At 70.7% G+C, this 23,445-nt stretch carries 21 protein-coding genes and 1 pseudogene; 9 read left to right on the forward strand and 13 right to left on the reverse strand.

The annotated features are described in order from the left end of the window. Positions 1–7: 7 nt before the first annotated feature. The 5 genes from O7553_RS25345 to mqnC all read right to left on the reverse strand — a co-directional run bounded on the left by O7553_RS25345 (position 8) and on the right by mqnC (position 5,103). Positions 8–685, reverse strand: coding sequence for an NADH-quinone oxidoreductase subunit B (locus O7553_RS25345; protein WP_123607119.1), 678 nt, complete (start codon positions 683–685; stop codon positions 8–10). Positions 686–695: 10 nt separating this feature from the next. Beyond that, positions 696–1,061: an NADH-quinone oxidoreductase subunit A gene (locus O7553_RS25350; protein WP_123607118.1), complete on the reverse strand. Its 366-nt coding sequence runs from the start codon at positions 1,059–1,061 to the stop codon at positions 696–698. A 137-nt stretch (positions 1,062–1,198) separates the two neighbouring features. Beyond that, on the reverse strand, positions 1,199–2,470 hold the full coding sequence (locus tag O7553_RS25355) for a geranylgeranyl reductase family protein (protein ID WP_281552101.1): 1,272 nt from the start codon (positions 2,468–2,470) through the stop codon (positions 1,199–1,201). Positions 2,471–2,736: 266 nt separating this feature from the next. Then, a complete protein-coding gene (locus O7553_RS25360; protein WP_281555749.1) occupies positions 2,737–3,438 on the reverse strand; it encodes a demethylmenaquinone methyltransferase in 702 nt (233 codons plus the stop codon). A gap of 474 nt (positions 3,439–3,912) precedes the next feature. Beyond that, positions 3,913–5,103 carry a cyclic dehypoxanthinyl futalosine synthase gene (gene mqnC, locus O7553_RS25365; protein WP_281552102.1) on the reverse strand — a complete coding sequence of 397 codons (1,191 nt, stop codon included), beginning with the start codon at positions 5,101–5,103 and terminating at the stop codon, positions 3,913–3,915. Between the two features lie 2 nt (positions 5,104–5,105). Between mqnC and O7553_RS25370 the strand changes: the two genes are divergently transcribed. The 4 genes from O7553_RS25370 (at position 5,106) to O7553_RS25385 (ending at position 9,099) form a co-directional block, all read left to right on the forward strand. After that, positions 5,106–6,581 (forward strand): phospholipid carrier-dependent glycosyltransferase, encoded by a 1,476-nt coding sequence (locus tag O7553_RS25370; protein ID WP_281552103.1) that lies wholly within the window; start codon positions 5,106–5,108, stop codon positions 6,579–6,581. Positions 6,582–6,931: 350 nt separating this feature from the next. Beyond that, entirely contained in the window at positions 6,932–7,120 is a 189-nt protein-coding gene (locus tag O7553_RS25375) for a hypothetical protein (RefSeq protein ID WP_281552104.1), read from the forward strand. Positions 7,121–7,266: 146 nt separating this feature from the next. Further along, positions 7,267–8,538 carry a glycosyltransferase gene (locus O7553_RS25380; RefSeq protein ID WP_281552105.1) on the forward strand — a complete coding sequence of 424 codons (1,272 nt, stop codon included), beginning with the start codon at positions 7,267–7,269 and terminating at the stop codon, positions 8,536–8,538. Between the two features lie 15 nt (positions 8,539–8,553). After that, positions 8,554–9,099: an AAA family ATPase gene (locus tag O7553_RS25385; RefSeq protein ID WP_281552106.1), complete on the forward strand. Its 546-nt coding sequence runs from the start codon at positions 8,554–8,556 to the stop codon at positions 9,097–9,099. 27 nt (positions 9,100–9,126) lie between these two features. Here the strand turns inward: O7553_RS25385 and paaE are convergent, their stop codons facing one another. Genes paaE through paaA form a run of 5 tightly spaced genes read right to left on the reverse strand, consistent with a single transcriptional unit; the run spans position 9,127 to position 13,094 of the window. Beyond that, the gene (gene paaE / locus O7553_RS25390; RefSeq protein WP_281552107.1) at positions 9,127–10,290 is read right to left on the reverse strand and encodes a 1,2-phenylacetyl-CoA epoxidase subunit PaaE; all 1,164 of its coding nucleotides are present in this window, start codon (positions 10,288–10,290) and stop codon (positions 9,127–9,129) included. Further along, positions 10,290–10,841, reverse strand: a complete 552-nt coding sequence (paaD, locus tag O7553_RS25395; protein WP_281552108.1) for a 1,2-phenylacetyl-CoA epoxidase subunit PaaD — start codon at positions 10,839–10,841, stop codon at positions 10,290–10,292. The genes paaE and paaD overlap by 1 nt, the downstream gene beginning before the upstream one ends. Further along, positions 10,835–11,620 (reverse strand): 1,2-phenylacetyl-CoA epoxidase subunit PaaC, encoded by a 786-nt coding sequence (paaC, locus tag O7553_RS25400; RefSeq protein WP_281552109.1) that lies wholly within the window; start codon positions 11,618–11,620, stop codon positions 10,835–10,837. The genes paaD and paaC overlap by 7 nt, the downstream gene beginning before the upstream one ends. Beyond that, complete coding sequence (gene paaB / locus O7553_RS25405; RefSeq protein WP_281552110.1) at positions 11,617–11,919, reverse strand: 1,2-phenylacetyl-CoA epoxidase subunit PaaB; 303 nt, start codon at positions 11,917–11,919, stop codon at positions 11,617–11,619. The genes paaC and paaB overlap by 4 nt, the downstream gene beginning before the upstream one ends. Beyond that, a complete protein-coding gene (gene paaA, locus O7553_RS25410; protein ID WP_281552111.1) occupies positions 11,916–13,094 on the reverse strand; it encodes a 1,2-phenylacetyl-CoA epoxidase subunit PaaA in 1,179 nt (392 codons plus the stop codon). The genes paaB and paaA overlap by 4 nt, the downstream gene beginning before the upstream one ends. A 409-nt stretch (positions 13,095–13,503) precedes the next feature. On the opposite strand from paaA, the gene O7553_RS25415 reads away from it, so the two are divergent. Together O7553_RS25415 and O7553_RS25420 are read left to right on the forward strand one after the other, a co-directional pair. Continuing rightward, on the forward strand, positions 13,504–14,490 hold the full coding sequence (locus O7553_RS25415) for a serine hydrolase (protein WP_281552112.1): 987 nt from the start codon (positions 13,504–13,506) through the stop codon (positions 14,488–14,490). 1 nt (position 14,491) lies between these two features. Beyond that, on the forward strand, positions 14,492–15,586 hold the full coding sequence (locus tag O7553_RS25420) for a hypothetical protein (RefSeq protein WP_281552113.1): 1,095 nt from the start codon (positions 14,492–14,494) through the stop codon (positions 15,584–15,586). Positions 15,587–15,616: 30 nt separating this feature from the next. Here the strand turns inward: O7553_RS25420 and O7553_RS25425 are convergent, their stop codons facing one another. Next, positions 15,617–16,489 (reverse strand): menaquinone biosynthesis protein, encoded by an 873-nt coding sequence (locus O7553_RS25425; protein ID WP_281552114.1) that lies wholly within the window; start codon positions 16,487–16,489, stop codon positions 15,617–15,619. Between the two features lie 282 nt (positions 16,490–16,771). Between O7553_RS25425 and O7553_RS25430 the strand changes: the two genes are divergently transcribed. Continuing rightward, a complete protein-coding gene (locus O7553_RS25430) occupies positions 16,772–18,937 on the forward strand; it encodes an AAA family ATPase (protein ID WP_281552115.1) in 2,166 nt (721 codons plus the stop codon). Between the two features lie 92 nt (positions 18,938–19,029). Further along, complete coding sequence (locus O7553_RS25435; protein WP_281552116.1) at positions 19,030–20,022, forward strand: hypothetical protein; 993 nt, start codon at positions 19,030–19,032, stop codon at positions 20,020–20,022. A 16-nt stretch (positions 20,023–20,038) separates the two neighbouring features. Here O7553_RS25435 and O7553_RS25440 read toward each other — a convergent pair whose 3' ends face one another. Continuing rightward, complete coding sequence (locus O7553_RS25440) at positions 20,039–21,643, reverse strand: alpha/beta hydrolase fold domain-containing protein (protein WP_281552117.1); 1,605 nt, start codon at positions 21,641–21,643, stop codon at positions 20,039–20,041. A 243-nt stretch (positions 21,644–21,886) separates the two neighbouring features. On the opposite strand from O7553_RS25440, the gene O7553_RS25445 reads away from it, so the two are divergent. Next, positions 21,887–22,654, forward strand: coding sequence for a VOC family protein (locus O7553_RS25445; RefSeq protein WP_281552118.1), 768 nt, complete (start codon positions 21,887–21,889; stop codon positions 22,652–22,654). A 21-nt stretch (positions 22,655–22,675) separates the two neighbouring features. On the opposite strand, the pseudogene O7553_RS25450 reads toward O7553_RS25445, so the two are convergent. Further along, positions 22,676–23,437 (reverse strand): annotated as a pseudogene (locus O7553_RS25450) (ABC transporter ATP-binding protein); the annotation flags it as partial. Positions 23,438–23,445 lie beyond the last annotated feature (8 nt).

A 23,445-nucleotide genomic window follows, 5' to 3' on the forward strand; every position in this document is an offset into this window, starting at 1 on the left:
GCGGGAATCACTTCAGCCGCTCCCGGGCGTGCAGGTGGTTCTGGGCCTTCATCCAGTTCTCGATCCGCAACTGTTCCTCGCGGCCTTCCCGGACGGCCTGCTCCCACTCGGCCCGGCGGGCCTTGTCGGAGCGGTACGACGACGGCATCGCCCCGGGCGCGACCACCGGCACGTCACCGCGGGCCCGGCGGGCCTCCAGCATCTTGCGCCCGTTCGGGCCGAGTGGCTCGTGGCCGATCTTCTCCCGCAGCTTGAGGACCGCGTCGATGAGCATCTCCGGGCGGGGCGGGCAGCCGGGCAGGTACATGTCGACCGGCACCACGTGGTCCACGCCCTGCACGATGGCGTAGTTGTTGAACATGCCGCCGCTGGAGGCGCAGACCCCCATCGACAACACCCAGCGGGGCTCGGCCATCTGGTCGTAGATCTGCCGCAGCACCGGGGCCATCTTCTGACTGACCCGACCAGCCACGATCATCAGGTCCGCCTGCCGCGGCGAGGCCCGGAAGACCTCCATGCCCCAGCGACCCATGTCGTAGTGCGGAGCACCGGCCGCCATCATCTCGATCGCGCAGCAGGCCAGGCCGAAGGTCGCCCCCCAGACGGAGGTCTTGCGGGACCAGTTGACCAGCTTCTCCACCGAGGTGAGCAGTACGCCGGCGGGGAGTTTCTCCTCGATTCCCATGGTTCCTCCGTCAGTCCCAGTCGAGCCCGCCGCGCCGCCACTCGTACACGTAGGCGACCGAGACGGCGACGATGAACAGCGAGACCGCGACGTAGCCGAACGCGCCGAGCGGGTCCAGCGAGACCGCCCACGGGATCAGGAAGATGATCTCGATGTCGAAGATGATGAACATCATCGCGGTCAGATAGAACTTGATCGGGATCCGACCGCCGCCGACCGGCTCCGGGCTGGGCTCGATCCCACACTCGTACGCTTCGAGCTTGGCCCGGTTGTAGCGCAGCGGCCCGGCCAGCCGGGCGGCCGCCACCGAGAACAACGCGAAGGCCGAGGCGAGGGCGAACACCCCGACGATGGGTATGTAAGGCGAGAGTGACATGGGTTTCTCCTGCTCGTCCTTCCCTGCCCGCGGTCAGTTTCCAGCGATCTGTGATGTCTCCCGCCGGGACCGGGCGTCGTTGCCCCATCCTGGCGACTACTGCGGTGGGCCGACGGCCCGGGGTGCTGCCGGCGGCGTCACACGGCCGGAGCCACCTTGGTCATCGCGTTGATCATCCGGTCCATCGCGTCCCCGCCACGCGGATCGGTCAGGTTCGCCAGCAGCTTCAGCACGAACCGCATCAGTGTCGGATGCGGCATGCCGTGCTTGGTGGCGATTCGCATGATCTGTGGGTTGCCGATCATCTTCACGAAGATGTTGCCGAGCCGGTAGTAGCCCCCGTAGCGGGCCTTCAGCTCGTTCGGGTAGTGCGCCAGCGCCCGCTCCCGGTCGGCGCCGGCCGGCCGGGCCAACGCCTGCACCGCCACCTCGGCGGCGAGCTCACCGGACTCCATCGCGTACGCGATGCCTTCACCGTTGAACGGGTTGACCATACCGCCGGAGTCGCCGACCAGCAGGACTCCCCGGGTGTAGTGCGGGACCCGGTTGAAGCCCATCGGCAGTGCCGCGCCGAGGATCGGGCCGTCGGCGTTGGCCTCGTCGGCCAGCCCCCAGTCCGGTGGTGTGCTGCCCAGCCAGTCGGTGAGCATCCGCCGGTAGTTGGTCTTGCCGAAGGCGCTGGACGAGTTGAGTACGCCCAGGCCGACGTTGACCCGGCCGTCGCCCATGCCGAAGATCCAACCGTAGCCGGGCAGCAGTTTCTCGCCGCCCTCCCGGCTGCGCAGCTCCAGCCAGGACTCCAGGTACTCGTCCCGGTGCCGCACCGGCGACCGGTAGTACCGCCGGACCGCGACTCCGATCGGCCGGTCCTCGCGCTTGGCCAGCCCCATGGCGAGCGGGAACCGGCCGGAGACCCCGTCGGCGGCGACGATCAACGGGGCGTGGAAGGTGGCCGGCTGCTTGTCCGGGCCGACCTCGGCGGTCACGCCGATCGCCCGCCCGGTGGCGTCCAGCACCGGGGCCACCACGTTGGTGCCGGTGTGCAGCACCGCCCCCGCCTCGACCGCCTGCCTGGCCAGCAGATCGTCGAAGTCCAGCCGGGTTCGGACCAGGCCGTAGTTGGGGAAGCTGGCCAGGTCGGGCCAGTCGAGTTCGAGCCGGATGCCGCCGCCGATCACCCGCAGGCCACGGTTGTGCAGCCAGCCGGCCTCGGGCGAGGTGTCGACACCCAGCTTGATCAACTGCTTGACAGCGCGCGGCGTGAGCCCGTCACCGCAGACCTTTTCCCGGGGAAACGTGGTCTTTTCCAGCAGGAGCACCCGTGCGCCGTGCCGGGCGAGGTGGAAGGCGGTCGCGGAACCGCCGGGGCCCGCCCCGACGACGATCACATCGGCTTCGGTCTCGCTCACAGCCACCTCCCGTTCGCCTCCCAGTCGCTCGTGAAATGCTTCACAAGCCGTCTCGCAGGTGAGTCTAGAACCGTTAACAGGGCGGCAATCGGTTAGGCGACCCTAACCCTGCGAGGTAGCGACCTCGGCGGGTGACCGACGACACGAAATCACCCATCGACGGACACCGAGCAGTGGCGGACCCGTCGCTCGCGCTCCCGGATCCGGCGTACGGCAGCACGGCACCGCTCCCCGATGACGTGGCGCTACGCCCGGGTCGCATGGCGCTACCGCCGGGTGGCGCGGTGCAGCGCCACGATCCCACCGGTGAGATTGCGCCACTGCGCCGACCGCCACCCCGCCGCCGTGATCCGCCCGGCGAGCGCCGCCTGGTCCGGCCACTGCCGGATTGACTCGGCCAGATAGACGTACGCATCCGGGTTGCTCGCCACCGCGCGGGCCACCGCCGGCAGCGACCGCATCAGATAGGACAGGTAGAGCGTCTGGAAGGCGGGACTGGTCGGCTGACTGAACTCGCACACCACCAACCGTCCGCCGGGCCGGGTCACCCGGGCCAGCTCGGCCAACGCGGCATCGGTGTCGACCACGTTGCGCAGGGCGAATGAGATCGTCACCGCGTCGAAGCTGGCGTCCTGGAACGGCAACGCCAGGGCGTCCCCGGCGAGCAGTGGCACCTGCGGGCGGGCCCGGCGGCCGGCCCGCAGCATGCCGAGCGAGATGTCCGAACCGACGGCCCACACCCCGCCCCGGCCGAGTTCGGCGGTGGAGACTCCGGTGCCGGCACCGACGTCGAGCACCCGGTCGCCGGGAAGCAGGTCGAGCGCAGCGCGGGTGGCCCGGCGCCACCGCCGGTCCTGGCCGAAGGAGATCACCGTGTTGGTCAGGTCGTACCGGCCGGCCACGCCGTCGAACATCGCGGCGACCTCGGCCGGCTGCTTGTCCAGGCCGGCGCGGACCGGCGGCGGGATGTCAGTCACGCCCGACCACTTTGCCAGTCGCCCGTCCCGACCTGCGGCGCGGGGCCGGCGGCGAGGGTGACCGAGGCCACATACAGTACGGGCGAGGTGGGTTGAACCACCTCGCCCGTACTGCCGTGCGTTATGTAGACGGCCCCCTCGGACCGCTGGAGTACGGCTCCGGCGACCACCGCCATCAGGGGACGTGACCTGCGACCACCAGGGGGACGGCGTCGCGGCGCGAGCGGCTGCCGGAACGTTGTTGACGAGGACGTTAGCGGCCGACGGGAAGCTTCGCGCCCCTCGTGATCAACACGTTATGGCTCCTTGGCCTAAGGTTCGCGCCAACTCGCCGCATCGACAGCGCCGCCCGCCACGACCGGCCGATCACCGGCCCACCCGCCGGCCGACTGGGGCTGACTGGTCGGCCTCACCAGCCAGCCGATCGGACGAATCCGGGCCGGTCAGCGCACGGCCCCGGCCGGGTCAGTGCGCGTCGACCAGCGGCAGATCGCGGCGGGCCCCGCCGTTGGGCAACGCGATCGAGGAAAAGTGCGACACCACCCGCTCGTCGGTCGGGTCGTCCGCCGGATCGCGGTGGACGGCGAGATGGTGGTACTCGGTGTCCCGCTGGGCGGGGATCCGGCCCGCCGAGCGGATCATCCAGATCAGCTCGTGCAGGTTCGACCGGTGCCGGGCGCCGGCCGAGGAGATCACGTTCTCCTCCAACATGATCGAACCGAGATCGTCGACCCCCATGTGCAGCGCCAACTGGCCGACGTCCTTGCCGGTGGTCAGCCAGGACGCCTGCAGGTGCGCCACCTGGTCGAAGAAGAGCCGGGAGACCGCGATCATCCGCAGGTACTCCAGGGTCGTCGCCTGGGTGCGGCCCTTGAGATGGTTGTTCTCCGGCTGGTACGTCCAGGGGATGAACGCCCGGAAACCGCCGGTGGAGTCCTGGACGTCCCGGATCATCCGCAGATGTTCGATCCGCTCCGCGTTGGTCTCCCCGGTGCCCATCATCATCGTGGCGGTCGACTCGATGCCGTGCCGGTGCGCCAGCTCCATGACCTCCAGCCAGCGCGCCCCCGACTCCTTGAGCGGGGCGATCGCCCGCCGAGGGCGGTCCGGCAGCATCTCGGCGCCGGCACCGGCGATCGAGTCCAGCCCGGCGGCCTTGATCCGGGTGATCGCCTCGTCCAGCGAGACGTCGGACACCTTCGCCATGTGCAGGATCTCGCTCGGCCCGATCGAGTGGATCACCAACCGGGGGTACGCCGCCTTGACCGCGCCGAACAGCTGCTCGTAGTACTCCACCCCGAAATCGGGATGGTGGCCACCCTGGAGCATCACCTGGGTAGCGCCCAGCTCGACCGCCTCGCCGCAACGACGCAGAATCTCCTCAATCGGGTGGGCCCAGCCCTCGGCGTGCTTGGGCGCCCGGTAGAAAGCGCAAAAACGACACGCGGTGACGCAGACATTGGTGTAATTGATGTTGCGATCGATCAGATACGTCACGACGTTGTCCGGGTACCGGCGACGGCGCACCGCGTCCGCGGCCTCGCCGAGGGCGTGGAACGGCGCTTCGGTGTAGATCAGCAGCGCCTCCTCGGCGGAGATCCGCCCACCGTCGGCGCCACGCTGCAGGATGCTGTCGATCTCCCGGCTGGTAGTCACGCATGAAGCGTACTGCCATGTCGAGGGAGGGGCAGAGCGACCGGATGACGCCACTGCGCCGCCACCTGCCTCTGGTGATCCTGCTCGCCGCCGGTCTCGGACTGCGGATCGCCTACCTGGCCGCGTATCAGCCGGCGTTCTGGTTCCACGGCGACAGCGGCGAGTACCTGCTGATGCTGCAGCAGCCGCTGGAGCCGCACCCGAACCGGCCGATCGGCTACGTTCTGCTGCTGTCCGCGCTACAGCAGACCCGGACACTCGCCGCCGTCGCGGCCGTGCAGCACCTGCTCAGCCTGCTGCTCGCCGTCGCCCTGTACGCCCTGCTGCTGCGCCGGGGCGTGGCCCGCTGGCTGGCCACCCTGGCCGCCGTACCGCTGATCTTCGACTCCCTGGTCCTCACCATGGGTCACTACCTACTGCCTGACCTGATGTTCACGGTGCTGTTCGCCGCCGCGGTCGGGGCACTGCTCTGGTCGTCCCGACCCGGTCCGGTGGCGGCCGTTGTCTCCGGCGGGCTGATCGCCGTCGCCTGGGTGACCAAACCCACCGCGCTGCCGGTCGCCCTCCTGCTCGCCGGCTACCTGGTGGTACGTCGGGTCGGCTGGCGGCCGGTGCTGGGCTACCTGCTCGCCTTCGGCGTGCCGTACGTCATGGTGATGGTCTGGATCGGCGACCGGCAGAGCGTCTACAGCGCGCAGAGCGGCACCGCCCTGTACGGCCGGGCCGCGATGATCGCCGACTGCGACCGCATCGAACTGACCGACGAGGAGCGGGTCGCCTGCCCGGACCAGCCGCCGGGCCAGCGTTGGGACCGGGCCGATGCGTTCTTCTGGCGGCGGCCGGCCCGACTCGGCGACTGGGTCTACACGCCGGAGGGTGCCCAGGTGCTGACCAGCTTCTCCCGGTCGGTGATCAGTCAGCAGCCCGGCGACTACCTCGCGACGGTCGGCCGGGAGAGCGCGGCACACTTCGTCCCCGGTCTGTACCTCGGGCCGATGAACGAGTGCCTGCGGCAGCGGCTGGTGCCGCCGGTCCGGTTCCGCTCCGCCGACGTGCGGGTCGAGCAGAGCTGTCCGCCAGCCCAGGCGTCCACCGGATACCAGGCAGCGGTCGCCGAGCCGGTCGTCGCGGACCCGGCCACCCCGCTGACCCGGACGCTGCACCAGTACGGCAGCTGGACCCGGGGCATCCCGGTGGTGCTGTCGTTGGCGGTGCTGCTGACCGTCGCGGCGCTGGCCGCCGGGCGGCGGGTCGCCGGCTGGATCCGGCTCGACACCGTACTGCTGGTGGTCGCCGGCCCAGGGCTGGCCGTGTTCACCGTGGCGATCGGCATGTACGAGCCCCGGTACGCGCTGCCGGCCCTGCCGCTGGCAGCGGTGGCCGCGGCCCTGGCCGCCCAGGGGCTGATCCACCGTCGACCGCTGGCCGGTGCTCCCGCTGTCGGCGGTTCGGCCAAGCAGAGCGGAACGATCGATTGACCGGCCGACTCGCAACTCGTATGGGCCAGGCCGCATAACGTGAACAAACCCGAGAATGAGTCACGAAGAGCATTCAGAAAAGCGATCGCAACGCAGATGAACTCACGTTTGTCTTGTGATCCCAAGGCGATGATGCATCTAGCGCTTTGTCGCCGACGCAACTACTCTTGGCTGCGGCCGAACAAGGCACCGCCCGGTTACCGCCTTCGGCCGGCATCACAACAGCCAGTCGGGTCTCCGTCTTCCATACCTCAACCGGACCCCCGTCCGGACGTGCCGCCGAATACCGATCTCGGCGAACCCTCGTGCGCAAAATCCCCCTATCCGCCCGCAGCCAAGGAGACAACGTCATGTCAGGTGATTCACTGCTGCGGACCGGCGCGAACCTTGCGGTCACCCTCGGTGGTGTGGCCGGTCTCGGGCAGCTCAGCCTGCCACTGCCACTCATGATGGCGGTCACCGCAGCAGTTATGATCATCATCGGAGCGGTTCTCATCCGGTTGTCGTTCCGTCGAGGTCGCTCCGCCGCCCATCGATGACCGCGACCCTCGTCAGGGGCCGGATCCTCACCGCCGCAGCATTCCTTCTGGCGGCAGTAGCGGTATGGGCGGCCCACCATGCGTTTGCAGCAATCGGATTACTCAGCGCAGGCAACGGGCATCAGTTCGCGGCGATCTACGTCCTGATGTACGGACTGCTGGTGTGGCAGCTGGGATTTGCCTACCTCAACCAGCCCTACCAGGTTGGCCCGGCCAGACAGCGGCTCCTCGATACGCTGGACGTGGCCGCGTTGGTCCCCGCGTACAACGAGGACCCGGCCGCGCTGCGCGCATGCCTCGAGTCCATGATCGGTCAACGACGACGGCCGCAGACGATCGTCGTGGTGGATGACGGTTCCACCACCGGCGACGTCGGGTACGCCGAGACCCGCATCTGGTTTCAGCGGGCAGCCAGCGACAGCGGCATCCGTCCGGTATGGCTGCGCCAGGACAATGCCGGCAAGAGACACGCGCAGGCAGCCGGGGTCGGCCAGGCGCCGGACGCGGATGTGTACTGGACGGTCGACTCGGACACGATCAGCGACCCGGAAACGCTCAACGAGCTACTCAAACCCCTCGCTGATCAGACGGTGCAGTCCGTCGCCGGGATCGTGATGGCAGCCAACGTTCACGCATCGTTCCTGACCCGGTTCACCGACCTGTGGTTCGTCACCGGCCAGCTGACCGATCGGTCCAGCCTGTCAGTGTTCGGCGCGGTCTGGGTCAACTCGGGGCCCATCGCCGTCTACCGAGGCCAGGTGATCCGCGACAATCTGGACAGCTATCTGCATGAAAGGTTCGCAGGACGTCGGGTGCCGTTCAGCGACGACTCGATGCTGACCCTGTTCGCCATGCTGCGCGGCCGAACTGTGCAACAGCCCAGCGCGTTCGCCTTCGCGCTGATGCCGGAGCAGACCGGCCACTTCCTGCGGATGTTCATCCGCTGGATGCGCGGATCGTTCATCCGGTCACTGTGGCGGATGCGATACCTGCCGTTGCGGTCGTGGGCGTACTGGCTACACCTGATTCGATGGGCGACGACGCTACTGTCCACCGCACTGTTCCTGACCATCGCGGTGGTACAACCGATCCGGGAGCCTTCGCTGGCCGCGTTACCCTGGCTCATCTGTGTGCCAATGGCGATCGGCTACGCACAGTGCCTCCGCTACCTGGCGATCCGCCGGTCCGACCAGTCGGCGGCGTACCAGTTGGGGACTTGGATGCTCGCCCCGGTCGCAGTGCTCTGGGCGATGCTGGTACTGCGCGCCGCCCGGTGGTACGGCGTGGTCACCTGCTGGAAGACCGGATGGGGCACCCGAAAGACGGTCGAGGTCACGTTGAGCGCCCCGTCGATTCCCGAGCAGCGGACCGCCCACGTCGAGCAGCCCTCCGGAGCCGGTGCCAAGGTGGTCTCCTGACGCTAGCCTGCATCCATGCGACGGGTGTCGGTCATGGGGGCACCAGGCTCAGGTAAGTCCACTCTGGCCGCCGAGTTGGCCGTACGGCTCGGTGTGCCGCACATCGAGTTGGACGCCCTGTTCCACCAGCAGGACTGGCAGCCGACACCGGAACCGGAGTTCCGGGAACGGGTGGCGGCCGCAGTCTCCGGCGACGGCTGGGTGGTGGACGGCAGCTACTCGACGGTGCGCGACCTGATCTGGCGGCGAGTCGACACGGTGATCTGGTTCGACCTGCCGCGCCGGCAGGTGATGCAGCAGATCGTCCGACGTACGGTACGCCGCGCGGCGCACCGGGTGGAACTGTGGAACGGCAACCGGGAGCGCTGGTCGAACGTGTTCAGCCTTGATCCGGAAGAGTCGATCATCGTCTGGGCCTGGCAACAGCACGCCCGTTACCGGAGCCGCATCCAGGCCGCTTCGGTCGACCCCCGGTGGCGCCGGCTGCGGTTCGTCCGGCTCACCTCCCACCAGCAGGCCCGCCAACTGCTCGACCAGCTCGGTCGACGATCATCCCCGTGACGCCCGGCAGCCGTCGTGGCCAGCGCGTCAGGCGTCGTAGTCGACGGTGAGCGTCGGCGTGGTGGGCGCCGACTGGCAGGTCAGCACATAACCGTTGGCCACCTCGTCCGGCTCCAGGGCGTAGTTGCGGGCCATCGTCACCGCGCCGTCGACGACCTTCGCCCGGCAGGTCGAGCAGACCCCACCCTTGCAGGCGTACGGCAACTCGGACCGGACCCGCAGGGCCGCGTCGAGCACCCGCTCCCCCGGCCGCGTCCGCACCGTCGACGCCCGCCCGTCGAGCAGTACGGTCACCTCCGTACTGGTCACGTCCGCGCCGGTCACCTCGGTGCCGGCCGGATCGGTGCCTGGTGCCGCGTCGACATCGGTAACCGCGTCGGCGCCGGCCGGCGGCGCGTCCCCGGCGTGAAAGAGTTCGCTGTGTACGGCCTCGTCCGGCACGCCCCGCTCGGTGAGCACCTGCCGGGCCGTCATGACCAGCGCGTACGGCCCGCAGAGGAACCATTCGTCCACCTGGTGTCCCGGCACCACGGTGTCCAGCAGCCGGCCGAACCGGGCGGCGTCGATCCGCCCGGTGAGCAACTCCGCGTCCTGCGTCTCCCGGGACAGCACGTGCACCACCTGCAGCCGGTCCGGGTACCGGTCCTTCAGGTCGGCGATCTCGTCGGCGAACATCACGGTGTGCGCGGACCGGTTGCCGAAGACGAGCGTGAACCGGCTGCCCGGCTCGGTGGCCAACCCGGTGGCGAGCAGGGACAACACCGGCGTGATGCCGGAGCCGGCGGCCAGCGCGCCGTAGTACCGGCTACGGCCCGGTTCGAACTTGGTGGTGAAATGCCCGAGCGGCGGCATCACCTCCACGGTGGCCCCGGCGGCAAGCTGGCGCACCGCGTACCCGGAGAAGGCACCACCGGCGACGTGCCGCACGCCGATCCGCAGCCGGCCGTGGTCGGCGAGCTCCGCCGGGGTCGAGCAGATGGAGTACGAGCGGCGGATCTCCGGGCCGCCGGCCGGGTCGACCAGCCGTACGGTCAAGTGCTGTCCGGCCTGGAACCGGTACGCGTCGCGCAGCTCCGGTGGTACGGCGAAGGTGACCGCCACGGCGTCGGCGGTGAGCTGATCGACATCGGCGACCGGGAGGGGATGGAACACCGGGCGCCGTCGCGCCGGTCGACTGATCGTCACCGCCATCAGAACGCCTTCATCTGCTCGAACGGCTCGGTGCAGGCCAGGCACCGCCACAGCGCCTTGCAGGCCGTGGCACCGAATCGACTCAGCTGCTCGGTGCGCGGTGAGCCGCAGGCCGGGCAGCGAACGGTCACCGGCACCGGCACCGGACCGACGGTGGCCGGCGACGGTGGGGCGATCCCGGCGGCAACGAGCTTGCGTCGGCCAGCCTCGGTGATCCAGTCGGTGCTCCAGGCGGGCGCCAACTCGGTGACGACCGCGACGTCGGTGAAGCCGGACCGGTGCAGCGCCGCCCGGATCTCGCCCCGGATCAGCTCCATCGCCGGGCATCCACTGTAGGTGGGGGTGACCGTCACCCGGACAGCGCCGGTGGCCTCGGTGACCTCGACGGCGCGGAGAATGCCGAGCTCGGCGATGGTGAGTACGCGGATCTCCGGGTCGACGACGGCTTCGACCGCCGCCCGGGCGGCCGAGCCGGTCCCACCAGCGGCCGAGCTGGCCCCACCACCAGCCGAGCTGAACCCGCCGGCTGCAGCGGGGGGTCCGGTCACCATCGCGCGCCTGGGTGGGCCCGGTGCACCACCTGCATCTCGGCCAGCAGGTACGACAGGTGTTCGGTGTGCCGACCCAGCCGACCGCCGCCGGGCCGCCAGCCGCCACCGTCGCCAGCGGCGGCGGCGGACCCGGTGCCGGCAGGCGCGGCCAGGGTGGCTTCGGCAAGGATCGGACCGATGACGGCGAGCCAGTCGGCCCGCAGGTCGGCGGGGCCACTGCCGGGCACCGGGGCGACCAGCTCATAGGTGTACGGCCAGAGTTCGTCGACCGCGTACTGCATGCGGCGGCGCGACTCCTCGGTGCCGTCGCCGAGCCGCAGGGTCCACAGCCGCGCGTGGTCGAGATGGTAGGTGGACTCCTTGGCCGCCTTGCCGGCGATCGCGGCGAGCCGCTGGTCGGCGCCGGCACTCAGCACGGCGTAGAGCCGGAGCTGGTACGCGGCGAGGAACAGCAGCTTGCCGATGGTCATCGCGTAGTCGTCGTCCGGCAGCTCCACCAGCAGGCAGTTGCGAAACTCCTGGTCGGAGCGGAGAAAGGCCAGGGTGTCCTCGGTGACCGGCTGGTCGGCCGGCGCGGCCGGCACCGCATCGGGGGTGAGCTGCTCGGCGGCGTACGACAGCAGCAGCCGGGCCACGCCGAGCTGGTCGAGCGCGATGTTGGTGAGCGCGACGTCCTCCTCCAGCTCGGGGGCACGGGCGCACCAGGCGGCCAGCCGCTGAGCGGTGATCAACGCGTCGTCGGCCCAGCAGAGCAGCTGGTCGGGGGGTGTCGTGGTCACAGGTGCTGCGCTCCGTCCGGCACCTGGTAGAAGGTCGGGTGCCGGTAGACCTTGTCGGCCGCCGGGTCGAAGAAGGCGTCCTTCTCGTCCGGGCTGGACGCGGTGATCGACTCCGCCGGTACCACCCAGATGGAGACACCTTCCTGCCGTCGGGTGTACAGGTCGCGGGCGTGCCGCAGGGCGAGCGCCGCGTCCGGCGCGTGCAGGCTACCGACGTGGGTGTGGGCGAGCCCGCGCCGGGACCGGATGAAGACCTCCCACAGCGGGGTGGGCGGGGTCCGGGCCGCTTCGCCGCTCATCCGGCCTCCGCTCCGACTGGCGGAGCGCCCACTCCGGCCGGCACGGTGCCGACCCCGGCCGGCACGGTGCTGGCTTTCCGCCGGCTGGCCTGCTTTTCGGCGTACGCCCGGGACGCCTCGCGGACCCAGCCGCCGGCGTCGTGCGCGGCCCGCCGGTGGGCAAGTCGCTGCCGGTTGCACGGCCCGTCGCCGCGGATCACCCGGAGCAGTTCGTCGTAGTCCGGCGGGGTGAAGTCGTACGCCTGACGCTGCTCGTTCCACCGTAGGCCGGGATCGGGCAGGGTGAGCCCGAGCGGGCCGACCTGCTGGACGCACATGTCCACGAAGCGTTGGCGCAGCTCGTCGTTGGAGAACCGTTTGATCTTCCATCGCATCGACTGGCCCGAATGGGTCGAGTCGGCGTCCGGCGGGCCGAACATCGCCAGCGACGGGAACCACCAGCGGTCCACCGCGTCCTGGGCCATCTGACGTTGGGCCGGTGTGCCGTGCGCGAGGGTGTGCAGGATCTCGTAGCCCTGCCGCTGGTGGAACGACTCCTCCTTGCAGATGCGGATCATGGCGCGGGCGTACGGGCCGTATGAGCAACGGCACAGTGGGACCTGGTTGATGATCGCCGCACCGTCCACCAACCAACCGATCGCGCCGACGTCTGCCCAGGTGAGCGTGGGGTAGTTGAAGATGGAGCTGTACTTCTGCCGGCCGGCGAGCAGCAGGTCGAGCAACTCTTCCCGACTGACGCCCAGGGTTTCCGCCGCGGCGTACAGGTACAGCCCGTGGCCGGCCTCGTCCTGGACCTTTGCCAGCAGGATCGCCTTGCGGTGCAGGCTGGGCGCCCGGGTCAGCCAGTTGCCTTCGGGCTGCATGCCGATGATCTCGGAGTGCGCGTGCTGGGCGATCTGCCGGATCAGCGTGCGCCGGTAGCCGTCCGGCATCCAGTCGCGCGGCTCGATCTTCTGGTCGGCGTCGATCATCTCGGTGAAGTCCCGGTCGGGATCGGTCGAGCGGTCGGGATCACCCGGATCGTCCGGATCGGCCAGCTCGTCGGCGACGCGTGGACCGGGGATCCGGCCGCGTAGCGCCGCGGCGCGCAGGTCAGCTTCAGCGGCCTCGACCTCGTCGAGGATCCCGCCGCGGGCGCCACTCACCGTCTGGGCGTCGTCACCGTCCACCGACATAGTGTTACAAGAATCCCCAGTCGTAGCCAAGCCCTGTAACAGCTGTCGAAAATCTTCACCGCCAGAGACCAAGTCGGGACAGCGAGCGATCAGCGACGCCTGGTGAATGTGATGCTTATCCACTTATCATCCTGAAAATACTCAACTAACTGGACGAACCATATCTATCCGACACCCATCCCCCGAGATCTCCGGCGCGCGAGGGCTGGCACTCCGAGATTCGCCCCGTAAACTGCCCAATGGCGCGGCGGCGACGACGTTCAAACCGGCCCACCTGACTCGCATCTGTCCGCAAAGAAACCCACAGTTACAGAAACACCTCGGTACCAGGACCTTCCCGGACCGACGCAAACCTGCCAGAGAGCACCGACGAGCTGAAATCATCGATTCACTCCCCGGAGCAGTCCCCATGAGTTCACGCGTGACACTCACTGTCGTGCTGGCAGCCCTGGTGGTCGGTGCCGTTCTGGTGGTCCCCGCCGCCTCGGCCCGGTTCCTCGGCGGGACCCGGCCGGACGCCAACCGGCCCGTCGACGAGCTGACCGATCCGCCCCTCGCCATGGCCGAGTCCCCCGGGCCTCCAGCCGTGCCGACGTTGCGGGCCGTAGCGGTCTCGGTCCCGGTCACCGGTTTCATGACCTGGGCGCTGCTGGACCGCGACAGCGGCGAGATCGGCGGCTCGGCCAACATGACCGAGACCAGCTCCACCGAATCGATGATCAAAATCTGGATCGTCGCGGACTACCTACGGCAGCTCGATGACGCCGAGCCTGATCCGGAAATTCTGCAGCTGGCCAGCCTGGCCATCCGCGACAGCGACGACCGGGCCACGGACCTGCTGTTCTACAGTGCCGGCGGCGAAGACGTGATCACCCGGATGATCAAGATGTGCGGCCTGCAGCAGACCCGGATGGTCGTGCCGCCGAAGGAGGACAACGTCTGGTGGAGCTACACCCAGATGTCCGCCCGCGATGCCGTGCTGATGGGCGAGTGCGTCAAGAACGGCACCGCCGCCGGCCCGTTGTGGACCGATTGGGTGCTCGACGAGATGTCTCAGGTGCGGGGCGGGATCGCCGCCTCCGAGCAGGAATCCACCTCCGGCGGTGGCCGCTGGGGCATCATCGATGGACTACCGGAGAGCCTGTTGCGGGAGTCGCCGGTCGGCATCAAGAACGGCTGGACGCTGATCTGGGCGGACGGCATGTGGCACCTCAACTGCCTGGCCGTGCACGACGACTGGATCCTCGCGGTGATGACTCGCTACCCGGGCCCTTACGGCCTCGAGTACGGGGCGGGCATCTGCCGCGAGGTGGCCCGGCAACTCGTCACCCCACACGCCGGCGCCGCCATCCAGCTGCCGGCCGAACTGCCGCTCCCGGCGACACCGGCCAACTGACATGCCACCCACCTCCTGGATATCGTCGACCCGCCGGCTGCGCCGGCTGTTCACCAGCGGACCGGGCCGGCTGATGGCCAGCCGACCCTCCCAGCTGGTGACCGGGCGGGCAGGCGGCGTAGCCCGGCACACCCGGGCCAGGTGGCGTACGCCGCTGATCGTGATCGGTCTGATCGCTCTGGCAGCCGCCGGCATCGCCGGGTCGCGGCTGGTTCCCGCCACGCCGTTGGCCGCCGCTGGTGAGCAGCCTGCCGACCGACAGGCCACCAACGGACGGGCCACCGACCAGCAGCCCAGCTGGCATCAACCGACGTCGAACCCGATGGCCGGCCCGAGCGAGAGCCCGACCCCGGAGCCCGACCCCACGCTGTCACCGCTGGCCGTCGCGCCGACCACGGTACAGCTGGACGGCATCGACGGCTGGTGGTCGTGGGCGATGCTCGACCAACGCACCGGCGAGATCCACGGATCGGCCAATCTGGCCGAGACCAGTACCACGGCGTCGCTGATCAAGGCGTGGATCGCCGCCGACTACCTGCGTACCTCGGCCGAAGCGGGCCGGTCGCCGAGCAACTTCCGGATGCAGCAGCTCGAGATCATGATCAGGGACAGCGACAACCAGGTCGCTGAGGAGCTGTGGCAGGAAATCGGCCGAACCGCAGCGACCGAGCGGATGATCCGGATCTGCGGGCTCACCGACAGCCGCAGCTCGACCGAGAACAGATGGAGCACCACCCGGCTCTCCCCCCGCGACGTGGCCCGGATCGGGGCGTGCATCGCCGATGGCCGGGCGGCCGGCGCCGAGTGGACCGACTGGCTGATGACCGAGATGCGCAGCGTACGCAGTCCAGGTGATTTCGGGGTGATCGAGGCATTCCCGGCAGACGAAGCCGATGGGATCGCCATCAAGAACGGCTGGGTGATCCGCGACGATGAGCAGAAGTGGCACGTCAACTGCCTGGCGATCGGCGACGGGTGGACCATCGGGGTGATGACCCGGTTCCCGGCCGACCGGCCCTTCACGTACGGCGGACAGACCTGCCGTGCGGTGGCGCAGCAGTTGCGGGCAGCGGCAACCACCTCGGCCGGCAGCTGAGCCATCCAGACGCGGTCAGGCAGGAAGAACTCAGGGCAGGAAGAACTCAGGGCCGGCAGACGGCAGTGCCGGGGCGGCACCCGACCGGGCCGCGCGGCGGGCGAACTCCCGCAGTCCGGCCACCTGCCGGTCACCGAGCGAAAAGTCCAACGCCCGGAAGTACGACGCCAGCGTCGGCGCGTCGAACGGCTCCCACCTGGCGGCGGCCCGTGCCACCGCGTCTAGCTCGGCGAGGCACAGGTCACGCGACCGCAGGAACGCCTGGTGGACCTCCTTGACCTGGCCGGGGTGGGCGGCGGCGAAGTCCCGGCGGACCGCCCAGACGGCGAAGACCATCGGCAGCCCGGTCCAGTCCCGCCACGCCTGCCCCAGATCGGTGACAGCCAGACCGCGCGCCGGCGCCTCGTGGTGGGCCCGCAATGCGACGTCGCCGATCAGCACGGCGGCGTCGGCCTCCAGCAGCATCTGGGTGACGTCCGGCGGGCAGGTGAAGTAGTTTGGTTCGACGCCGTACCGCTCGGCCAGCAGCATCCGGGCCAGCAGCACACCGGTACGCGAAGTGGAGCCGAGCGCCACCGGGCGGCCGGACAACTCGCCCAGTGGCCGGGTGGTGACGACGTTCACCGACAGCACCGGCCCGTCGCTACCTACCGCGATGTCCGGCAGCAGCAGGAACTGGTCGGCGTGCCGCAGGTACTCGACCAACGAGATCGGGCCGATGTCCAGGTCGCCAGCGACCAGGGCGGCTCCGAGCCGTTCCGGGGAGTCCTTGTGCAGGTCGACGTCGAGCAGCGCGCCGGAACGCATCAGCCCCCAGTAGATGGGCAGGCAGTTCAGGAACTGGATGTGCCCGACCCGTGGTCGGCGCAGCCCGCCGCCCTCACCCCCGTCACCGTGACTCATGATCTCCACGGTAGCCGTCGGGCAGTCGCCACGCCCGGCGGCGGCCCGGCCTGTGGCGCACCCCGCACCCCCGGGCACCCGTCGAACAGATCGCCCCGGCAACCCCGTCGCGCCGGCATAGCGGGGAAATCTGATTGACCCGCGACGGGCCAGGGGTAAAGTCGATGGCCGCTTGACGGCCGCGGTGAGTCGCACCGCAGCGGACGTCCCCCGCGCCGGGCACCGGCCGACCCGGTTCCGGACACGCGAGCGAGCACGCCGGCGATCCAGCCAGGAGTCAGCATGCCCGCACCCGACCTCGACCGCCCCGCACCCGACCGCCCCGCACTGGACCGCCCCGCACCCGACCTGGACGGCGAACTCGCCGCCGAACGCGCTCATCTGACCGCGTCCCGCGCCGCCCTCGCCCGGATGCGCAACCGGGCCGAAGCCCTGTTCAGCACCGGCGATCGGGTCGCCGGGGACGCGTACACCGCCGAAACCCTGGGCAGGCACCTGGCCCGCCGGGTCGCCGAGCTGGCCGACAACCCGGACACGCCGCTGTTCTTCGGCCGGCTCGATGTCGAAGACGATCCCGACCTCGACGACGGAATTGACGACGCCCCTGAGCCAGGCGGTGAGCCCGATCCGGGCGGGCTGCCGGCCGGCCGGCACCGAATCAGTCGCCACCACATCGGCCGCCGGCATGTCGCCGACAACACCGGCGAACCACTGGTGCTCGACTGGCGAGCGCCGCGCAGCCGGGCCTTCTACCAGGCCAGCGCCCGCGACCCGCAGCAGGTACGGGTCCGCCGCCGGTTCGGCTACGCCGGCGGCGAACTCACCAGCTTCGAGGACGAACACCTCGACCGGGGCGAAGAGCTCGGCACCGCCTCACGCATCCTGACCACGGAGATCGAGCGGCCCCGGGTCGGCCCGATGCGGGACATCGTCGCCACCATCCAGCCCGACCAGGACGAGCTGGTCCGGGCTGAGCTGGCCGAGTCGATCTGCGTGCAGGGCGCGCCCGGCACCGGCAAGACCGCGGTCGGGCTGCACCGGGCCGCCTATCTGCTGTACGCGCACCGGGAACGGCTACGCAAGGCCGGCGTGCTGATAGTCGGGCCGAACCGGGTGTTCCTGTCCTACATCGCCAACGTGCTGCCCGCCCTCGGCGAGGTCGAGGTAGCCCAGCGCACGGTCGCCGACCTGATCGACTCGGTGCCGGTGCGCGCCGACGACACCCCGGCCGCCGCCGCGCTCAAACACGACCCGAGGATGGCGCAGGTGCTGCGGCGCGCCGTCGAGGCGTACCTCGGCGAGCCGGACGAGTCGATCGTGGTGCCGGACGGCTCCTACCGCTGGCGGATCGGCGTCGAGGCGTTGCACCGGATCGTCCGGACGGTCCGCGAGGAGGATCCGCCGTACCGGATCGGTCGGGAACGGGTGCTGGCCCGGATCGTCGCGCTGCTGCAACGCCAAGCCGAAACCCGGCGTGCCGAATCACCGAGCGACGCCTGGCTGCGGCGGATGGCCCGGGTGGCCCCGGTACGCGCCCTGCTGGACCGGGTCTGGCCGGCGCTCACCCCGACCGAGGTGGTGTCCACGCTGCTCACCGATCCGCAGCGGCTGGCGGCCGCCGCCACCGGTCTGCTCGACGAGGCCGAGCAGGCGGCGCTGCTGCGACCGTTGGCCAGGTCGGTCCGCACCACCAGATGGACCAAGGCCGACCTGGTGCTCATCGACGAGGTCGCCGGGCTGCTCGACCGGCCGACCGGGTACGGGCACGTGGTGATCGACGAGGCGCAGGACCTGTCGCCGATGCAGTGCCGGGCGATCGCCCGGCGCAGCGAACACGGCTCGGTCACCCTGCTCGGCGACCTGGCGCAGGGCACCGCCCCGTGGGCGGCCACCGACTGGCACCGCACGCTGACCCACCTCGGTCGGCCCGACGCCCCGGTGGTGCCGCTGACGGTCGGCTTCCGGGTGCCGGCGGTGGTGGTCGAGCTGGCCAACCGGCTGCTGCCGGCGCTCGAAGTGGACGTACCACCGGCGGTGTCGCTGCGTCGCGACGGTTCGCTGTCGCTGCGTACGGTCGACGATCTGACCGGTGCCACGGTGGCCGAGGTACGCGCGGCGCTGACCCACGACGGCTCGGTCGGGGTGATCGCCGCCGAGTCCGCGCTGCCCGGCCTGCGCGACGCGCTGACCGCAGCCGGTATCGAGGTCACCGGAGCCGCCGGCGACCCCGGGATCCGGGTGTCGGTAGTCGCCGCGACCGAGGTGAAAGGGCTGGAGTACGACCACGTGGTGGTGGTCGAGCCGGCCGCTATCGTCGCGGCCGAGCCGCGTGGGCTGCACCGGCTGTACGTGGTGCTGACCCGGGCGGTGTCCCGGTTGACGGTGCTGCACGCCGACCCGCTTCCGACCCCGCTGGGCGACCACTGCCGGACCGACCGGCGGCACTGACAGAACCGACCGGCGGCACTAGCAGAACGGCGCGCGCCACACCGCCCGCCCCCTCCAGGTTGGCCCGGCGACAGCTGGGAAACAATCGCCAGGTGAGCGATGGAGGGACGGCCGGGCAGGACCGCGCCGGTGGCGGCGGCCGGCGGCTACTCGGTTTCCTGCTCGCTGTGCTCGCGGTCGCCGTGGTGCCGTTGACCGCCGAGGTGCTGCGGCACCGGCTGCCGGACCGGCTACCGATGCACTGGAACACGGCCGATGTCGTCGACGCGACCAGTTCGCTGACGAACAGCGTGACCGGCTACACGATCGGCGCGGCCGCCGGGGCGGTGCTCGCCGCAGTCGGGGTGCTGCCGCTCGGGCTACGGTGGCAGCTGCGGCGGTGGCTGATCACCATCGGCGCGGCGGTCGCCGGCTTCGTCGCCGGGATCTGGCTGACCACCGTGGCACTTTCGGTCGATGTACTGGACCCGACCCGGGCGCCGGCGCCGAGCTGGCACATTCCCGCGCTGATGGTCGGGGTGACGGGTTGGACGGTGCTCGCGTACGCGGCGTGCGGTCAGCCGCCGGCCGGGCCGGCGGCGGACGGCCGACCCGCCGCCGAGCTGCCCCGGGTGCCGCTGCCGGCCGACGGTGCCGGGTGGACCGAGCAGACATCGGTGTCCCGCACCGGGCTGTGGATCCTGGTCCCGTTGCTGCTGCTCGCCGGGGTCCTGGCGGTCTGGATCAACGTCTGGGTGGCCAGCCCGGTGTTGCTCACCGTGGCGTTGGTGATGCTGCTGCTGGTCAACCGGCTGACCATCGACCGGCAAGGCATCCACATCGGATTCGGTCCGTTCGGGTGGCCGCGGATCAGCGTACCGGCGCGGGAGGTCGTCGGGGCCGTCCAGACGACGGTACGGGTGTCCGAATGGGGCGGCTGGGGCTACCGCTACCACCCCGACACGCGGGGACGTGGATTGATCACCCGATCCGGTCCGGGCATCCGGGTGCAGCTGTCCGGTGGGCGCTATCTCGTGCTGACCACCCGGGAGCCGCAGACCGCAGCCGGTCTGGTGAACACCATCGCCGACCTCGCCGACCGCTGATTCCGGTCCCGGAGGCTCACAGGCCGGTCGGCCAGCCACTCGACGACTGGCCGGACGGGTTGAACACGGTGTGCAGCTCCGCCGCCACCCGGTCCTGAGCCGCCTCCGCCACGTCCAGCACCGCGCCCATGCCGAAGAACTCGTGCGGTACGCCGTCGTAGTGGATGTGCTCGACCGGCACCCCGGCCGCCCGCAGCCGCTGCGCGAACGCCTGCCCCTGGTCGCGCAGCGGATCCCGTTCCACGGTCAGCACCACCGCCGGCGGCAGGCCGGCGAGCCGTTGCACCGGCAGGTCGAGCAACGCCACCCGAGGGTCGCCGAGCATCTCCGGCCGGGGGAAGGCGTGCCGGGCGAACCAGCTCAGCATCGGGCGGTTCAGCGGCGCCGCGTCGGCGGCGTCCACTCCGGAGCCGTCGTCGATCGTCACGCTGGTCACCGGGTAGATCAGCACCTGCAGCAGCGGCAGCCGCTGACCGGCGTCGCGCAACTGCAGACAGGTGGCCACCGCCATGTTGCCGCCGGCGGCCTCGCCGGCAATGGCGATCCGTCCCGGGTCACCGCCGATCTCCCCGGCGTTGTCCAGCAGCCAGCGGGTCGCGGCGAGCACGTCGTCGTGGGCGGCCGGGAACGGGTGTTCCGGGGCGTGCCGGTAGTCCACCGCCACCACCAGACACCGTTCCTTGTTGCACAGCGCGCGGGGGGTGGCGTCGTAGGTGTCCAGGCTGCCGACCACCCAGCCACCGGCGTACAGGTAGATCAGCACCGGCAGGCCGCCGGCTGGCGACGCCGACGTCGGCCGGTAGACCCGCAGGGTCAGTTGCCCGCCGGGACCGTCGATGGCGAAGTCGAAGACCGAGTCGACCGGCTCCCGTTCCTCCATGTCCCCCCGGGCGGTACGGATCCGGGCCACCGCGTCGGACAGGGTCGGCTGGCGCCGCGCCTCGGCCGGTTCGAGGATCTCGGTGGGTCGGGGGCCGAGCGCGGCGAACACGTCCAGCAGCGCCTGGGACTGCGGTTCCAGCAGCCCGGACGCGTCGGTGGCGAACCAGCCACGCCGCCCCGAGGTCCGGTCGCGGAGCCGGTCGACCAGCGCCGCCGGCCCGCCCAGTAGCCGGCTGCTGCGGGAGGTGTTCGGTGTCTGCGGGTGCGGATGGGTCGGGGCACGATACTTGGCGGCGGTGAACTGCGCGCCGAGTTCGGCCATCCGCTGCGGGCCGACCGTGGCCCGCAGCGCCGGCAGCAACGTCCCCTCCTGCTCGGCGGCCTGCCGGCGGACGTCGGCGATCAAGTGGTTGAGCGCCTCCTCGAAGTCCAGGTTGCCGGGTCTGGACCGGTCGATCTCGGCGGCCGCCTCCTTGATCCGCTGACGGGTGTCCCGCCCCCGCTTGATCAGCTCGCCGACCGACCCGGCGGTCAGCCGGTCGGTCACCGCCGGCTCGTCGAAGACCGGGTCGAGGATCTGTTCCTCGGCCGCCAGGTGCATGGAGATCCGGTAGACCACCTGGTCGGCCAGGATCCGCCGGTCGCCCTGGCCGGTTTCCAGCCGCCGGAAAAGCTGGTCCAGCAGGACGTGGTCGTCGTTGATCGCCCGGTCGATGTCGCCCGGCAACACCTCGATCACCCGTACCATCGTTCTCCCCCGCTGTCCCGCGTCCCGGCCGGTGTCCGGCGTCGCCGCCCGGTGTCCGGCACCCCGCCTGGCTTCGGTCGGTGACGTCAGCCCGGTGCGCGGTTACCCTCGGCGCGGGCCATGATTCCGCGTGCCGGGCGATTGCTTCGGCGAATCTCCCCCGACCGTAGGCGACCGGGTGCCAGGATTCGGTCAGCAGGGTCCAGCCAGCCGATCCGCAGGAGGAAATCCGCCATGTCCGTCGCCGCGGCCGGGGTGCCCGCCTGGGTCGACCTCGGCACCTCCGACCTGCCCGGTGCGATCCGGTTCTACGGCGAACTGTTCGGCTGGTCCGCGCAGCCGCCCGAGGATCCGGACGCCGAGGGTTACACCCTGTTCAGCAAGGACGACAAACTGGTCGCCGGGGCCGGCTCGGTGTCCACCGGCGGGCAGCCGCCGACCTGGACCACGTACATCGGCACGCTGGACGCCCAGGCGAGCGCCAAGCTCGTCGAGTCGGCCGGCGGCACCGTGCTGATGCCGCCGTTCGACGTGCTCGACCGGGGTAGGGCGGCGGTCTTCACCGACCCGGCCGGGGCCAGCTTCGCCGTCTGGCAGCCGCTGTCCATGGCCGGCGCGGAGCTGGCGAACGTGCCCGGCTCACTGTGCTGGAACGAGCTGACCACCCGCGACCCGGAGGGCGCGAAGGAGTTCTACGGCGCGGTCTTCGACTGGGAGTGCCGGGACACCCCGTTCCCGCCGATCATGTACACGGAATGGCTGGTCGAACAGCAGCCCGTCGCCGGGATGATGCCGATGGTCGGCGACGACTGGCCGGCGGACCTGCCGGCCCACTGGATGGTGTATTTCGCGGTGAACGACTGCGACGCCACCGCCGCGCACGCCGCCGCGCTCGGCGGCACCGTCTCAGTCCCGCCCACCGACCTGCCGCACGGCCGGTTCGCCGTGCTCAACGACCCGCAGGGGGCCTTCTTCTCGGTGATCCGGATCGCCGGCGACTGACGGTTCTGGTCGGGGAACGTCCCGGTCGCGGACCGGGACGACCAGCGGGCCGTGCGCGCCGGGCAGCACCCGCACCCGGGCCCGGTAGTACCGGGCCAGGTTCTCCTCGGTGAGCACCTCGGCCGGCGGGCCGGCGGCGACCGTCCGGCCGGCGGCGAGCAGCACCAGCCGGTCGGCGTACTCGCCGGCCACCGACAGGTCGTGCATGGTGGCCAGCACGGTCAGCCCCCGGTCCCGGCGCAGCTCGTCGACCAGTTCCAGCACCTCCTGCTGATGGCCGACGTCCAGTGCGCTGGTCGGCTCGTCGAGCAGCAGCAGCGGAGCGCCCTGGGCCAGTGCCCGGGCCAGCAGCACCCGCTGGCGTTCACCACCGGACAGTGTGGCCAGCCGCCGGTGCGCGAACCCGGTCAGGTCGAGCCGGGCGAGCACGTCGTCGACCACCGCCAGGTCGGCCGCCGACTCCCGGCCCAGCAGCGGAACGTACGGGGTACGGCCGAGCAGCACGTAGTCGGCGACGGCGATCCCGGCCGGCACCACCGGCGACTGTACGACGGTGGCGACCAGCCGGGCCCGGGCCCGGCGGCCGAGCCGGGTGATCGGCGTACCGAACAGCTTCAGGCTGCCGTCGACCGGCAGCAGCCCGCCGACCGCCCGCAGCAGGGTCGACTTGCCGGCCCCGTTCGGCCCGATCACCGCCACCCACTCACCGGCGGCCACGGTCAGGTCGACACCGTCCAGTACCGGCGCGCCGCCGAGGCGTACCCGCAGGTCACGGCCGACCACCGGGGTGC

Origin of the sequence: Solwaraspora sp. WMMA2059, assembly GCF_027497315.1 — a bacterium.
GTDB lineage: Bacteria > Actinomycetota > Actinomycetes > Mycobacteriales > Micromonosporaceae > Micromonospora_E.

Coding starts and splice junctions, on each gene's coding strand:
- O7553_RS25375 (WP_281552104.1), top strand. CDS start 6,932: ATGTCAGGTGATTCACTGCTGCGGACCGGCGCGAACCTTGCGGTCACC.
- paaD (WP_281552108.1), bottom strand. CDS start 10,841: ATGGTGACCGGACCCCCCGCTGCAGCCGGCGGGTTCAGCTCGGCTGGT.
- O7553_RS25370 (WP_281552103.1), top strand. CDS start 5,106: ATGAAGCGTACTGCCATGTCGAGGGAGGGGCAGAGCGACCGGATGACG.
- paaE (WP_281552107.1), bottom strand. CDS start 10,290: ATGGCGGTGACGATCAGTCGACCGGCGCGACGGCGCCCGGTGTTCCAT.
- O7553_RS25380 (WP_281552105.1), top strand. CDS start 7,267: ATGTACGGACTGCTGGTGTGGCAGCTGGGATTTGCCTACCTCAACCAG.
- O7553_RS25350 (WP_123607118.1), bottom strand. CDS start 1,061: ATGTCACTCTCGCCTTACATACCCATCGTCGGGGTGTTCGCCCTCGCC.
- paaA (WP_281552111.1), bottom strand. CDS start 13,094: ATGTCGGTGGACGGTGACGACGCCCAGACGGTGAGTGGCGCCCGCGGC.
- paaB (WP_281552110.1), bottom strand. CDS start 11,919: ATGAGCGGCGAAGCGGCCCGGACCCCGCCCACCCCGCTGTGGGAGGTC.
- O7553_RS25345 (WP_123607119.1), bottom strand. CDS start 685: ATGGGAATCGAGGAGAAACTCCCCGCCGGCGTACTGCTCACCTCGGTG.
- O7553_RS25385 (WP_281552106.1), top strand. CDS start 8,554: ATGCGACGGGTGTCGGTCATGGGGGCACCAGGCTCAGGTAAGTCCACT.
- O7553_RS25415 (WP_281552112.1), top strand. CDS start 13,504: ATGAGTTCACGCGTGACACTCACTGTCGTGCTGGCAGCCCTGGTGGTC.
- O7553_RS25420 (WP_281552113.1), top strand. CDS start 14,492: ATGCCACCCACCTCCTGGATATCGTCGACCCGCCGGCTGCGCCGGCTG.
- O7553_RS25445 (WP_281552118.1), top strand. CDS start 21,887: ATGTCCGTCGCCGCGGCCGGGGTGCCCGCCTGGGTCGACCTCGGCACC.
- O7553_RS25425 (WP_281552114.1), bottom strand. CDS start 16,489: ATGAGTCACGGTGACGGGGGTGAGGGCGGCGGGCTGCGCCGACCACGG.
- O7553_RS25430 (WP_281552115.1), top strand. CDS start 16,772: ATGCCCGCACCCGACCTCGACCGCCCCGCACCCGACCGCCCCGCACTG.